This is a genomic window from Microcystis panniformis FACHB-1757 (assembly GCF_001264245.1).
GTDB lineage: Bacteria > Cyanobacteriota > Cyanobacteriia > Cyanobacteriales > Microcystaceae > Microcystis > Microcystis panniformis.
The window spans coordinates 3,310,219-3,324,512 of sequence record NZ_CP011339.1 but is presented as its reverse complement, the minus strand read 5'-3'; the positions used below and the strand labels follow the sequence as shown (position 1 = coordinate 3,324,512).

9 protein-coding genes and 1 pseudogene are annotated in these 14,294 nt (G+C 43.0%); 9 read left to right on the top strand and 1 reads right to left on the bottom strand.

What is annotated here, in order from left to right:
- The first annotated feature begins 1,108 nt into the window (after nucleotides 1–1,108).
- The 4 genes from purD to VL20_RS16005 all read left to right on the top strand — a co-directional run bounded on the left by purD (nucleotide 1,109) and on the right by VL20_RS16005 (nucleotide 6,457).
- Nucleotides 1,109–2,374 carry a phosphoribosylamine--glycine ligase gene (gene purD / locus VL20_RS16020; RefSeq protein WP_052277073.1) on the top strand — a complete coding sequence of 422 codons (1,266 nt, stop codon included), beginning with the start codon at nucleotides 1,109–1,111 and terminating at the stop codon, nucleotides 2,372–2,374.
- A gap of 210 nt (nucleotides 2,375–2,584) precedes the next feature.
- Nucleotides 2,585–3,811, top strand: a complete 1,227-nt coding sequence (locus tag VL20_RS16015; protein ID WP_052277072.1) for a glycosyltransferase family 4 protein — start codon at nucleotides 2,585–2,587, stop codon at nucleotides 3,809–3,811.
- A 139-nt stretch (nucleotides 3,812–3,950) separates the two neighbouring features.
- A complete protein-coding gene (locus VL20_RS16010; protein WP_052277071.1) occupies nucleotides 3,951–5,507 on the top strand; it encodes a CPBP family intramembrane glutamic endopeptidase in 1,557 nt (518 codons plus the stop codon).
- Nucleotides 5,508–5,746: 239 nt separating this feature from the next.
- On the top strand, nucleotides 5,747–6,457 hold the full coding sequence (locus VL20_RS16005) for a Uma2 family endonuclease (protein WP_052277070.1): 711 nt from the start codon (nucleotides 5,747–5,749) through the stop codon (nucleotides 6,455–6,457).
- Between the two features lie 10 nt (nucleotides 6,458–6,467).
- Here the strand turns inward: VL20_RS16005 and sufR are convergent, their stop codons facing one another.
- Complete coding sequence (gene sufR, locus VL20_RS16000) at nucleotides 6,468–7,106, bottom strand: iron-sulfur cluster biosynthesis transcriptional regulator SufR (protein WP_052277069.1); 639 nt, start codon at nucleotides 7,104–7,106, stop codon at nucleotides 6,468–6,470.
- 223 nt (nucleotides 7,107–7,329) lie between these two features.
- Here sufR and sufB point away from each other — a divergent pair, with 223 nt between their 5' ends.
- The 5 genes and pseudogenes from sufB to VL20_RS15975 all read left to right on the top strand — a co-directional run bounded on the left by sufB (nucleotide 7,330) and on the right by VL20_RS15975 (nucleotide 14,104).
- On the top strand, nucleotides 7,330–8,772 hold the full coding sequence (gene sufB, locus VL20_RS15995) for a Fe-S cluster assembly protein SufB (RefSeq protein ID WP_052277068.1): 1,443 nt from the start codon (nucleotides 7,330–7,332) through the stop codon (nucleotides 8,770–8,772).
- Nucleotides 8,773–8,928: 156 nt separating this feature from the next.
- A complete protein-coding gene (sufC, locus tag VL20_RS15990; RefSeq protein ID WP_002795094.1) occupies nucleotides 8,929–9,699 on the top strand; it encodes a Fe-S cluster assembly ATPase SufC in 771 nt (256 codons plus the stop codon).
- A 223-nt stretch (nucleotides 9,700–9,922) separates the two neighbouring features.
- Nucleotides 9,923–11,247, top strand: a pseudogene (gene sufD, locus VL20_RS15985) (Fe-S cluster assembly protein SufD).
- A gap of 55 nt (nucleotides 11,248–11,302) precedes the next feature.
- Nucleotides 11,303–12,565, top strand: a complete 1,263-nt coding sequence (locus VL20_RS15980; protein ID WP_052277067.1) for a SufS family cysteine desulfurase — start codon at nucleotides 11,303–11,305, stop codon at nucleotides 12,563–12,565.
- Nucleotides 12,566–12,598: 33 nt separating this feature from the next.
- Nucleotides 12,599–14,104: an RluA family pseudouridine synthase gene (locus VL20_RS15975; RefSeq protein WP_052277066.1), complete on the top strand. Its 1,506-nt coding sequence runs from the start codon at nucleotides 12,599–12,601 to the stop codon at nucleotides 14,102–14,104.
- Nucleotides 14,105–14,294 lie beyond the last annotated feature (190 nt).

Below are 14,294 nucleotides of genomic sequence, written 5' to 3'. Positions count from 1 at the left end.
AAACTGTCTTTGATTCTTTAACTTGTCCTTGTTATACTCGAAAAAGCTCGGAAGTATAAGAGTTTGTGCTGCCTATTTTTTCGGAAAAATAGGTTGTAATGGGAGACTCTTTGTGGTTCTTCGTTACTTGGTATGGTTCGATAGGGGGGCATAAATCGACTAAATCCTTATCTGGCAAGAGACTTAATTGATTAGTTCGCTCTAGAAAAAAACAATTAACAAAAATCGCTAAATGCCTTTCTATATAAGGGTTCCATCCCTTATAACTCCCGTCCATTGCATAACACAAACCGAAGAGCCCTCTTTCCTAGACAAAAATAATTACTTTTTCAAAAAAACACTTTTCTATTTTTTTGTTGGGTATTTTATTCTCTGGAAGTCCCTATCATCAAATACGGTTCAACCAATGGTTATAGGGAACGAAGTAACCCTGATTGACTCTGCCCGTTCGGGGCAGTAGGAAACCATCCGCAAGTCAATAGAGGGGCTCTTCTGGTTTCTGTGTGTAAACGAGGTCTATACTGATAGTTTCTTCTTTCAAAATAGTCCTAAAAGTCTTGCCCAGTAAGCATTTAACCTTACATAAGCAAAAATTATCACACAAAGTCGAGAAGAGCCATAGAGGGAGAGGATGTCCTTAAAAGCCAAGGCTTTGAGTAATATCAAAGATATGCTAACAAAGGACGGGTAACTAGGAAGTCTAAGCAACAATCAACGGTCATATACGCCCTAAAACCAACAATCTTGTCTGGTGGGGATACAGCCAAGAGAGTTGAATAGACAAGGAAATAATAATTCCCATTATTATTCTACTAATGACAGTAGCCTAGTTACTCAGGAGCCGGATACGGCGAAAGTCGTAAGTCCGGTTTTGAAGCAGGGGGTGGGAAGGCGACTTCCTGCTCTACTGTAACGGGGAGTGGGGAGAATAAATAAAATAATCTCCTATCTCCTGACTCCTATCTCCTGACTCCTATCTCCTGACTCCTGACTCCTGAATCCTGAATCCGTCAAATCGATTAAAAAGTTAAATAATCTCAACTTCTAGCCAATGGCGCCCCAGAGCTAGGGGATAATTAAGCCATCGTCATTTAGGCTGCGTTTATCCGTGAAAATTATCGTTATCGGCAGTGGTGGTCGAGAACACGCTCTAGCTTGGAAACTCCTACAATCGCCTCAAGTAGAACAAGTGTTCTGTATTCCAGGTAATGGGGGAACGGCAATTTTACCTCAATGTGAAAATATCCCCCTAGCAATGGAGGATTTTGCTGAAATTAGCCGTTTTGCCCGAGAAAATTGCGTCGATCTGGTGGTTGTCGGGCCAGAATATCCCCTCTCCCTCGGCATTACCGATCATCTTCTCGGCCAAGAAATTGCCGTTTTTGGCCCCACACAAACCGGGGCCTTAATTGAATCGAGCAAATCCTGGGCCAAAGAATTAATGAACGAAGCCGGAGTTATCACCGCCACTTCCGAAACCTTTACCGATGCAGAATTAGCAAAAACTTATATCCGAGAGCAAGGAGCGCCAATTGTGGTGAAAGCTGACGGATTAGCCGCAGGAAAAGGGGTAATTGTCGCCGAAACCGTAGATACGGCCCTAGAAGCGATCGATGATCTTTTTACCAGTGGCTTTACTAAAGTCGTGGTGGAAGAATTCCTAGAGGGAGAAGAAGTGTCTATCCTCACCCTCACCGATGGGATCAGCTTTCGTTCCCTGCTACCCGCCCAAGATCACAAGCGGATCGGTGAAGGCGATACCGGCAAAAATACCGGCGGTATGGGAGTTTATGCCCCCGCACCCATAGCCACCGCCGCCATTATCGAAGCGGTGGACCGAGACATCCTTGCCCCCATCGTCGCCACCCTACAAAAACGCGGCATTGACTATCGAGGAGTCCTCTACGCGGGTTTAATGATTTCCCCCGCCGGAGAGCCAAAAGTTCTTGAATTTAACTGTCGTTTTGGCGATCCCGAAACCCAAGCGGTTTTACCCCTACTGGAAACTCCCCTGGCACCGCTGCTGCTGGCTTGCGCTCAACAAAAATTAACTGATTTCCCCTCTTTACAATGGCGCTCCGGTAGTGCCGTTTGTGTGGTGGCTGCCTCTGCCGGTTATCCCGACCACTACGAAAAAGGCCAGTTAATCACGGGAATTAAGGCCGCTGAAACTGCAGGGGCGATCGTTTTCCACGCCGGCACGGTTTTAAAACACGGCGATATTTTCACCGATGGCGGCCGGGTTTTGGGTGTCACGGCGATGGGAGCCAATTTTAATCAGGCGATCGAACTTGCCTATCAATCGGTGAACAGGATACACTTTCAGGGCATCTATTATCGTCGTGATATCGGCCACCGGGTACGGGAAAAATAAGGGTCAGTATTGAGGCTGGGGTAAGGGGGAATAGTTATGGGTTTTGAGGATTAATTTAGCAGCCAATTGCCCCTTTTTTCGGCATCTCTCACCGCTAATCCTCACCTCTTTCTAGGGTAATCCCTGACAAAAGCGCATCTGACTGGTCAAAAAACCAGTAACTATTGATAAAATCATGAAACTGAATCGCCCAACCAAATTGCCATCCCTATGCGAATTTTGCTCTATTCTTATAACTATTATCCCGAACCGATCGGCATCGCTCCCCTGATGACAGAATTGGCGGAGGGATTGGTTAAAAGAGGTCATCAAGTCAGGGTTTTGACGGCTTTTCCTTGGTATCCTAATAGTGAAATCGATCCCGAATACCGAGGAAAAATCTATCTGGAAGAAGAACGCAACGGTGTTAAAATTCAACGTTCCTACGTTTGGGCGCGCCCCCAAAGAAGTTTAAAAAATCGAATTTTCTTTGAATTTAGCTTTGTTTTTTTGAGTTTCTTTCAGGCTCTCAAAGGAGAAAAACCCGATCTAATTTTCTTAACTGTCCCCGGATTACCCGTTTGCGTTCCCGCCGCTTTATTGAGTAAATTATATGGAGTACCGATTATTCTAAATTTACAGGATATTCTGCCCGATGCGGCAGTTCATGTGGGATTATTAACTAATCAGAAAATGATTAAGGTTTTTAGCAGTCTCGAAAAATTTGCCTACAAAACTGCCAGCAAAATCTCGGTTATTGCCGATGGTTTTACCAAAAATCTCCTAACTAAAAATGTGCCGAGTCAGAAAATTATTGAAATTCCTAATTGGGTCGATGTCAGCTTTATTAAACCTTTGCCGAAAAACCATAATTATTTTCGCCAAGAAAATCATCTTGAGGGCAAGTTTGTTGTTTTATATTCTGGCAATATTGCCCTAACCCAACCCTTAGAAACTCTGATCGATGCCGCAGTTCATTTAGTTAATATTCCTGAGATTAAAGTGGTAATTGTTGGTAAAAAAGAAGCCCTTGATCGCCTAGAAAAGTATCGCCAACAACAGGGGGCGAGTAATGTGCTTTTATTACCCTTTCAACCCCGGGAAAAATTACCAGAAATGTTAGCCGCTGCTGATGTGGGTATGGTGATGCAAAAACATAACGTTATTTCCTTTAATATGCCGTCCAAAATTCAGGTATTATTAGCTAGTGGTCGTGCTATTATTGCTTCTGTTCCCGCCGATGGAACTGCTGCTAGGGCGATCAAGCGTAGTGGTGGTGGTTTGGTGGTTACTCCTGAAGATCCGGAGGCATTAGCTACGGCTATTTTAAAGCTATACAAAAACCCAGATTTAGCAACTATACTAGGAGAAAAAGGACGACAATACGCAGAAGAAAATTATGCCTTTGAAAAGACTTTGGATCAATACGAAAAGCTTTTTTCTCAAGTAGTTAGTTAATAATTAGGGAATAGGGAAATGGGGGGATAGGGTAATTTCAACTAAAACCCTAAAACTCTAAAACCCTAAAACCCCAACATCTATCACCCAATCCCCATCACCCCATCAGCTAACCTCTAACTCCCACTTAACTATTTTCATGTTCGATAATTTCTCAAAAAAACTCCCCTGGCAAAGTCTCAAACAAGCGATCGCTTTTGTCTTAACAATTATTGCCTTAACTCCAGTGGTTACAGCTTTAATTTCCAGTGTTAATCAGCCTCAAATCCAATCTAATATTCAACTATATCAAACCAATCTCAATCTACAAGTCACGACTCTAAGCAGCGATGCTGATCCTAATAGCGAGGAATTTGCTAATCTTAAATTAATGCAAACCTCCCTGATCGGTGAAGATCCTTATACTACTGCTGAGGAACAGTATTTATCCGCCCAGAAAAGTGCCAAAAAAACAATCACCGAACTAAAAAAATCAGCAGTTAATCCCGAACAAAAAAAATCCCTTGAGCGGGAAATCAATTCCCTAAAGGATTTAGAACTGAAATTAAGTCTCATTCAAGCTAGTCAAGGTGACTTGGATTCAGCACGGCAAATCTGGCAAGACATCAAGGAAAAATCAGCATTTGAGAACTATAAACCTGCTATTTTACGAAATGCGCTGCTGTTAGAGGGATTGTACAGTGAACCCCCCGAAATTGCTGCCGATGCTGAAGCGAGAATCGATCGCAATTTTCAAGGATGGTTCCGTTATACCATTCTGGAAAAATTATATAGTCTCGAAAATCGTCAAGAGGATTTACTCGCTTTAGAGGAAAAACAGAGTGAAGTGGCGGCTAATGCGTTAATTAAACTAATTTTAGTGGCTTTGTTGCCTCTTATCGGCGGTTTAATCGGTTTTGTGCTGTTGATCTTTTTATTAGTGCAGTGGCTTCTCCGTCAACAGCGAGCGCTGCTCTTTTTAGATGATAGTCTCGCTTGGCAAACTAAGTGGGGAGGAGAAACCCTCTGGTGGGGAATAATTATCGGTTTCTTTTTCGTCGGACAAATTGTTTTACCGGTAATTTTCGGGATTTTATCGAGTTTCTTGAGTCTCAACCCCGAAAAATTTAACCTAGAAGCTAAAGCAATATACGTTGTAGTTAGTTATTTAGCCTTAACAGTGAGCAGTTTATCGGTTTTATATCTAGCGATCAAGCCTTTTCGCCCTTTACCTCCCGATTGGTTTCGTTTTAAACTCTTTAGTCCTTGGTTTCTCTGGGGATTAGCCGGCTATGTCGTCGCTTTACCCCTGGTTATTATCGTTTCTTTGCTCAATCAACTAATTTGGCAAGGACAAGGAGGCAGTAACCCGCTGCTGACTTTAGCCCTAGAATCCCAGAATACCTTCGCTTTAATCTGTTTTGGCTTTACTGCTTCCCTTGCCGCTCCTTTTTTCGAGGAAATTGTCTTTCGCGGTTTTTTACTAGCTTCTTTGACTCGTTATCTGCCTGTTTGGGGTGCGATTGCGCTTAGTAGTTTGATTTTTGCCCTTGCTCACCAAAATTTGTCAGAAGTGCTGCCTTTAACCGTCCTAGGTTGTGTTCTTGGCTTTGTTTACACCCGCTCGAAAAATTTATTATCCTCGATGTTGGTTCATAGTCTCTGGAATGGTGGCACCCTGTTAAGTTTATTTTTATTGGGCAGCAGTGCGGGTTAGGTGAAGTCTCTGGTTTTAGAGGTAGTCTAGAGATGATGACAAATACCCTCCTACTTCATCTTTATGAGAGAAGGCTGTAATTTATAATTAAATATCAACCTAAGTGGGTGGGTGGAATTAAATATAAGATGAACGTAGGTTGGGTTGAAGCATGAAACCCAACGCCTGCATGGGTTACGCTACCGCTAACCCATCCTACAAATAATTGTGCCTCCCTACTTATCTGTGTTGGATAAACCATGACTATCGCTCAAAGCTTACCCCTAGTCGAGTCTCATGTAAACCCTGAGATAATCTTCCCAGAAGGCGAATTTTGGAGTGATGAACCACCCTGGGAAAGTAACCTACATCTACAACAAATTATTTTATTAATTCAGTGTTTAGAATGGTGGTGGCGCGAGCGAGAAGATTATTTTGCCGCCGGCAATTTAACCATTTATTACAGTCCTAACCAGAAAAAGTCAGAATTCTGCCGTGGTCCCGATTTTTTCGTCTTTTTGGGGACAAATCCCAATCCCAACCGCAGAAGTTGGGTAGTTTGGCAAGAAGAGGGCAAATATCCCAATTTAATTATCGAAATTCTCTCCGATAGTACCGCCAAAGTTGACCGAGAGGAGAAAAAACAAATTTATCAGGATATATTTCGCACTCCCGATTATTTTTGGTTTGACCCAGAAAGCTTAGAATTTGCAGGATTTACTCTAATTAGCGGTCAATATCAACCGATTACCCCCAATGCCCAGGGATGGCTCTGGAGTCAACAATTAGGCTTATATTTGGGTTTAGCTGCCAATAAATTGCGCTATTTTACCCCCGAAGGTGAATTAGTACCCACTCCCGCAGAAGCGGCACAACAGGCAGAAACCCAAGTTGAACAGGAAAGGCAGAAATCCGCAAAATTAGCGGCTAAACTGCGGGAATTGGGCATAAATCCCGATGAAAATCTCTAATCTTTCTCTTTCAACCCTTGCACTTAATTAGATAACCACATCGTTGCTCACCTTGGTTGATCCAGTGAGTCCGTTCGATCGTACAATCAGGCAGTAGCATGGCAAACATTTCTAATTCATGGCCACAGATACTGGGATAGGAACCGGCGACCTCAGCAATAGCGCAATGATGCTCGGCCAGGATATAACTATTTTCTGCTTCCAGTGCCACTAATTCTGCCATATAACCCTCCTCTTGGCGAATTTCTAGCAATTTTCTCATTCTTTCCCCTAAAGACCCCTTGCCGAGGCGCAATTGATATTCTGCCGCTTTGCGTTGCCACTGTTTTTTGAGAATTTCCCCCACCTGTTGCTCTCCCACCGTCTCCACCAGAGTATTGAGGAAAGAAACAGCGAAATTATCGTAATTATGGGGAAAACGGCCACGACCTTGACGACTGAGACGATAAATGTGCTGGGGTCGTCCTATCTTATTTTGTACCGCAAAATATTCGATCAGTCCTTCCCCCTCCAAATCCTTAAGATGGCGGCGCGTCGCTTGCGGACTAATAGTTAACTCCTCAGCCAAGTCTTGGGCGGTAGATTGACCGTTTTTGAGCAAATATTGCAGAATATCGTCTTTCGTCGAGGCGGGTTGAGTCGTGGTCATGATACCAAAAACAGAGGCTTTAGCGTACAATTGCTGAGGGTCAAGGAGCGGCCAATTACCCCTACAGAGTAACTTGAATAACAGAGGTTTACCAGCATCCTCTGAAATTTTCCCTGACTTTGACAACAGCTTTGTTGTTAATCTATTATATAATCAATTTAAACAACTTTCTTGTTGTTTAACTGCCTCCCCTGCCTACCGCGTAGAGAGAACACTAACCCCCATGAGTGCAACCACCGTTAAAAATCTCGTTAACCAACCCTACAAGTACGGTTTCATCACCGATATCGAATCGGAAACCATCCCCCGCGGTTTAAATGAGGAGATTATTCGCCTAATTTCAGCGAAAAAGAAGGAACCGGAATTCATGCTCGATTTTCGTCTCCGGGCCTACCATCAATGGCAAAAGATGACCGAACCCAGTTGGCCGCACGTTTCCTATCCTGCCATTGATTATCAAAATATTATCTACTACTCTGCACCCAAACAGAAAAAAGCAAAACTCAACAGTCTTGAAGAAGTTGACCCCACTTTAATCGAAACCTTTGAAAAATTAGGCATTCCCCTTTCGGAACAAAAACGCCTTTCTAATGTCGCTGTCGATGCTATCTTTGACAGCGTTTCTATCGCCACAACTTTTAAAGAAAAACTAGCAGAACAGGGGGTTATTTTCTGTTCTATTTCGGAAGCTTTACAGGAACATCCCGACTTAGTACAAAAATATCTCGGCAGTGTCGTTCCCGTGGGTGATAATTATTTTGCCGCTCTTAATTCTGCCGTTTTTAGCGATGGTTCCTTTGTTTTTATCCCCAAAGGTGTCGCCTGTCCGATGGAATTGTCCACCTATTTTCGGATTAATAACGGTGAGACGGGACAATTTGAAAGAACTTTAATTGTCGCTGAAGAAGGGGCATCGGTAAGTTATTTAGAAGGTTGCACCGCTCCGATGTACGATAGTAATCAACTTCATGCCGCCGTCGTGGAATTAGTCGCCCTCGATAATGCGGATATTAAATATTCGACGGTGCAAAATTGGTACGCTGGCGATGCCAATGGTAAGGGAGGTATTTATAATTTCGTCACTAAACGGGGTCTGTGTAAAGGAGTTAATTCTAAAATTTCTTGGACGCAAGTAGAAACCGGTTCAGCGATTACTTGGAAGTATCCCAGTTGTGTCTTAGTTGGCGATAATTCCGTCGGAGAATTCTACTCAATTGCCCTAACTAATAACAAACAACAGGCCGATACAGGTACGAAAATGATTCACATTGGCCGCAACACCAAAAGTACGATTATTTCTAAGGGAATTTCTGCGGGTAATTCCCAAAATAGTTATCGCGGTTTAGTGAAAATGGGACCGAAAGCCAAGGGAGCAAGAAATTACTCCCAGTGTGATTCTATGCTGATTGGAGATAATGCCGAAGCTAACACTTTTCCCTATATTCAGGTGGATAACAATAGTGCTAAAGTAGAACACGAAGCTTCTACTTCTAAAATCGGTGAAGACCAATTATTCTACTTCGCACAACGGGGTATTTCCGAGGAAGATGCTGTCTCTATGTTAGTCAGTGGTTTCTGTAAGGATGTCCTCAGTAAATTACCGATGGAATTCGCCGCCGAAGCCGATAAACTCCTCAGTCTCAAGCTAGAAGGAACCGTCGGATAATCAGTAAAGTAGGGTGGGTTAGGCGATAGCCGTAACCCACCAAAAGCTAAGTTAGGCGATAGCCGTAACCCACCAAAAGCTAAGACAATTTATCCATCAATTGATGATTCGCCGTCAACCCCAAAAACTAATATTTTTGTTCTAGAAAAACATCCCATGAGTGAAGTAATTTTATCGGTAAAAAATCTGACCGCTAGTATTGATGGAAACCAGATTCTTAAAGGAGTTAACCTCGAAATTAAAGCAGGGGAAACCCACGCAATTATGGGACGCAATGGCTCAGGGAAAAGCACCTTTTCCAAAGTAATCGCCGGACATCCCGATTATGAAGTAACTGGGGGAGAAATAATTTATAAAGGTGAAAATCTTTTAGACAAAGAACCCGATGAACGAGCGCTTATGGGTATCTTTCTCGCATTCCAATATCCCCTAGAAATCCCCGGCGTTAGTAACCTCGATTTTCTTCGCGTTGCCTACAATGCCCGACAAAAATATCTAGGCTCGGAAGAATTAGATAGTTTTGACTTTGAGGAATTAGTCGAGAAAAAACTAGAAGTTGTCCAGATGAATCCTAGCTTTCTTGGCAGAAGTTTAAACGAAGGTTTCTCCGGTGGTGAGAAAAAACGTAATGAAATTCTACAAATGGCCTTATTAGAACCTACTTTAGGAATTCTCGATGAAATTGACTCCGGTTTAGACATCGATGCTTTGCGAATTGTTGCCCAGGGAGTCAATCACTTAGCTACTCCCGATAACGCTTTTTTACTTATCACTCACTATCAGCGTCTGCTCAACTACATTGAACCCGATGTTATTCATGTTATGTACGATGGACGCATTGTCACCAGTGGCGGTAAAGAATTAGCTCTCGAATTAGAAAGAACTGGCTACGATTTCCTCGATGAACAAGTATTAGCCGTTAAATAATCATCAGTTATCAGTTATCAGTTATCAGTATTCAGGAGTCAGTATTCAGGAGTCAGTATTCAGGAGTCGGGAGATAGGGTGATAGGGATTTAGGGGTTTAGGGAAATTTCAGCCAAATGCTCCACTACCCCACTACCCCACTACCCCACTACCCCACTACCCCACTACCCCACACCCTACACCCCACTACCCCACTACCCCACACCCCAACCCCCTCCTACCAATGACAGCCATAATCACGAAACCTGAACAATCAGGAGAATTATTGTTAAAATTGTCTCGCGAAACGGTTCCCACCATCGATAACGGTAAAATTCTCGAATTAAGAGAATCGGGAGCCAGTAAAGCTCAGGAATTAGCCATTCCGGGCAAAAAAGACGAAGAATGGCAATGCACCGATTTAAGTCAACTATGGGCGATCGATTTTCGCGCCCCCCAAACCGTTACAATCGATAAAAATGCCCTAGCTGTTTTTTTACTGCCCGAAGCCAAAAACAGCCGTTTAGTCTTCGTTAACGGCATTTATCAGCCCGAATTGTCCGATATCTCCGCTTTACCCCCCGGTGTCAGCGTCAGCAATCTCGCCAATGCACAAAAAGATGTTCTTGTCAACTATCTAGGGAAAGAAAAAACACCCGAATTTTTTACCGCACTCAACCAAGCTGGTTTAAGCGATGTCGCAGTAATTCACGTCACCGCTAACACTGTCGTCACAACTCCCATACATCTCCTATTTATCACCGTTGTGGAGGAAATTCCCCGCTTTTATCAGCCCCATAGCCTAATCGTGGCGGAAACGGGAGCCAGTGTCAATATTATCGAGAATTACGGAGCTTTAGCCGAACATTGCTCCGATTTACCTGTAAATTACTCTTATTTCACCAACGCTGTCACAGAAATTTACCTCGAAGCCAACGCCGAAGTCATCCATACCAGAGTACAACGGGAATCGGGAGATGGTTTTCACATCGGACGCACGATAATTGAACAAGGACGCGATAGCCGTTACACTCTCAACGAGATAAATCTAGGCGCTAAACTCTGCCGTCATAACCTCGATATCCTGCAAAAAGGAGAACAAACCGAGACAAATCTGCACGGATTAGCCATGATTACCGGACAACAAACCGCCGATACCCACAGCGCCATCTATCTCAACCACCCCACGGCATCAGCAACCAACTGCATAAATGTATCGTTGATGGTAGCGCTCACGCCATCTTTAATGGTAAAGTGTTTGTTCCCAAACCTGCCCAATTAACCAACGCCTCCCAGTTAAATCGGAATTTGTTAATTTCTAACAAGGCACGAGTCAACACCAAACCGGAATTACAAATTACCGCCGATAACGTCAAATGTTCCCACGGGGCAACCATTAGCCAACTGGAAGCCGATGATTTATTCTATCTGCAAAGCCGGGGCTTAAGCGCCGACACCGCCCGCAGTTTGTTAATTGATGCTTTCTCGTCCGAGATTTTAGCTAAAATTCCTCTAGAATCCCTCCGCCAAAGATTGGGGCAATGTGTCGCCTGTCGCAGTGTGGAATAACTCTACCGGGGTGGGTGTCAACCTGCCCAAAGTACCCCTCTGACTCCTGACTAAAATGACAATTATCCAAGAAAAAACCCTCGCCCAAAAAGTCCGCGCCGATTTCCCTATCCTCCATCAAACCGTACACGATAAACCCCTTATCTATCTCGATAGTGCCGCCACTTCCCAAAAACCGATTCAAGTATTAGAAACCCTGCGAAACTATTACGAAAAAGATAACGCTAATGTGCATCGGGGGGCGCATACTTTAAGTGTCCGGGCAACGGAAGCCTACGAAGGGGCCAGAGATAAGGTGGCTAGGTTTATTAACGCCGCTTCTCGTCAGGAAATTGTCTATACTCGCAACGCCACGGAAGCGATTAATTTAGTCGCCTACAGTTGGGCATTAAATACCCTAAAAGCAGGGGATGAAATTATTCTCTCGGTGATGGAACACCACAGTAATTTAATCCCCTGGCAAATTGTCTGCCAAAAGACGGGGGCAGTGATTAAATATGTGCAGTTAACCAGTGAAGAAAGCTTTGATTTAGAACAATATAAATCCTTGTTATCGGACAAAACTAAATTAGTTGCTGTCCTTCATGTTTCCAATACATTAGGCTGTATTAATCCCGTAGCCGAAATAGTCAGCCTTGCCCATCAAGTCGGGGCGAAAGTATTAATTGATGCCTGTCAAAGTGTCCCCCATTTGGCCCTTGATGTGCAGTCCATAGATTGTGATTGGTTGGTGGCTAGTGGTCATAAAATGTGCGCCCCCACCGGTATTGGATTTTTGTATGGCAAAGAGGCGATTTTAGAGGCAATGCCGCCCTTTTTTGGTGGTGGCGAAATGATTGCAGAAGTCTATTTAGACCATTTTACCTGTGCCGAACTGCCCCACAAATTTGAAGCCGGAACCCCCGCTATTGGCGAAGCGATTGCCCTCGGTGCTGCGGTAGAATATTTAATGGGTTTAGGGATGGATAATATTCATGCCTACGAAGAAGAATTAACCGCCCATTTGTTCAAAAAATTAGGAGAAATTGAGGGTTTAAGAATTTACGGGCCGCCACCTAGTTTAACGGGCCAAGGTCGGGCTAGTTTAGCCGCCTTTAATGTGGAAGGGATTCATGCTAGTGATTTAGCCACTTTATTAGACCACGAAGGAATCGCTATTCGTTCTGGTCATCACTGTACCCAACCTCTACACCGCCTTTTTGATGCTTCTGGCAGCGCGCGGGCAAGTCTATATTTTTATAATACCCGCGAAGAAATTGATAGCTTTATTGTCGCCCTACAGGAAACTATCGATTTCTTTGCCAATTGTTTTTCTTAGGGGGATTTCTAGCCCTTTTCCTGTTCTTAAAGAGTGAAGGAAGTTACCTATTATTATCAAGGAATTTGTCCCGAAACGGGCGAGTTATTGCGCTTGCCCCGCACTCTTTTGGCTGAAAAAATCGCCCAAGATTTGATGACAACTATCACCAATCCTGAAGGTAAAATGTATGGCATTTTGTTAGGAGAAAATGCTGCTGGCGAAATAGAAATTTTAAAAGCTTTTTCTGGACAGGGAGAAGCTACTGGCTGGGTTCCGTCCCTAGTGGGGAGAGAAAAAATTGTGCTGGAAGAAAAGCGAGTTTTGCAACTTTTAGAAACAATTAAACAGGAAATTATCACCCTGCAATCAATCCCAGAACATAATTTATATCGACTCAATCAAGCAAATTTTGAGCGCAAAATCCAAGCTTTACAGCAACAACATCAAAACCATAAACAGGAACGAGATAGATTAAGAAATTTAGGTAATTTAAAACCAGAAGAATTAGAAAAGTTAAATAATCTCAGTCGTCAGGAAAAAAGAGCAAGAAAGCAATTAAAACAGGAACAAAAACAAGTTTTAGAACCCTTAATTGAGAAAATAAACTTCGCCAATCAGAGAATTATTGAACTTAAGCAACAGCGTAGGAACCTCTCCAAACAGTTACAGGAATTGCTGTATCAATCCTACTGTTTAAATAACTTTTCTGGACAATCTCTCTCCTTGGCTAAATTGATGGGTAGTAATTTGTTACCGACGGGAACAGGGGAATGTTGCGCCCCAAAATTATTAAATTATGCCGCCATGAAAGGATTAAAACCCATCGCCATGGCCGAATTTTGGTGGGGAGAATCGAATCGAGATAGAAAACAGGGAGAATTTTATGGCGCTTGTCAAGAAAGATGTCAACCTCTCATGGGTTTTTTACTCTCTGGTTTACGTTCATCCCTAGAAATTATCTACGAAGATGAGGGAATAATTGCTATTAATAAACCCCCAGGATTATTATCGGTAACAGGACGTTATCAAGATAGTCAAGATGCTGTGGTTAATCGTTTTCGTCGTCAAGGGAAAAATCTCATTCCCGTTCATCGTTTAGATCGAGAAACTTCGGGTATATTATTACTAGCTAAAAGTTTAGATATTTATCGTTGTTTATCCCAACAATTTCAACGGCGAGAAGTGGAGAAAATCTATGAAGCTATATTATCAGAAATTATTGAGCGAGAATCAGGTATAATTGACCTACCTCTCTGGGGAAATCCGCAAAATCGACCCTATCAAACTGTGGATTGGCAAAGGGGAAAAGCTAGTCAAACCTATTTTAAAGTTGTCGGTAAAGAAGGCAATTATTCTCGCCTCGAATTTATTCCCTACACGGGAAGAACCCATCAAATTCGTGTTCATAGTCAACAGGGATTAGGGATAGGAATTTTAGGCGATCGCTTGTATAATGGTAAGCAGTCCGACCGTTTATACCTACACGCTAAACAATTATCTTTTCGTCATCCTCAGACCGAAACTAAAATTGACCTAATCATTCCCACCCCCTTTTGAGAGCTATAATTGCTAACGGCCAAAAACTATCTATAATATAGCAATTCCCCTAGTTGTGAGGTACAGAGTCTTAGGTTTTGAGGAGTCAGGAGTCAGGAGTCAGGAGTTAAGATTTTGGTGTACCTCATGAGATTGGGAAACGCTATAACCCGATTTACTAACATGGGTACAAGGTCAGCCAGAAAATAAA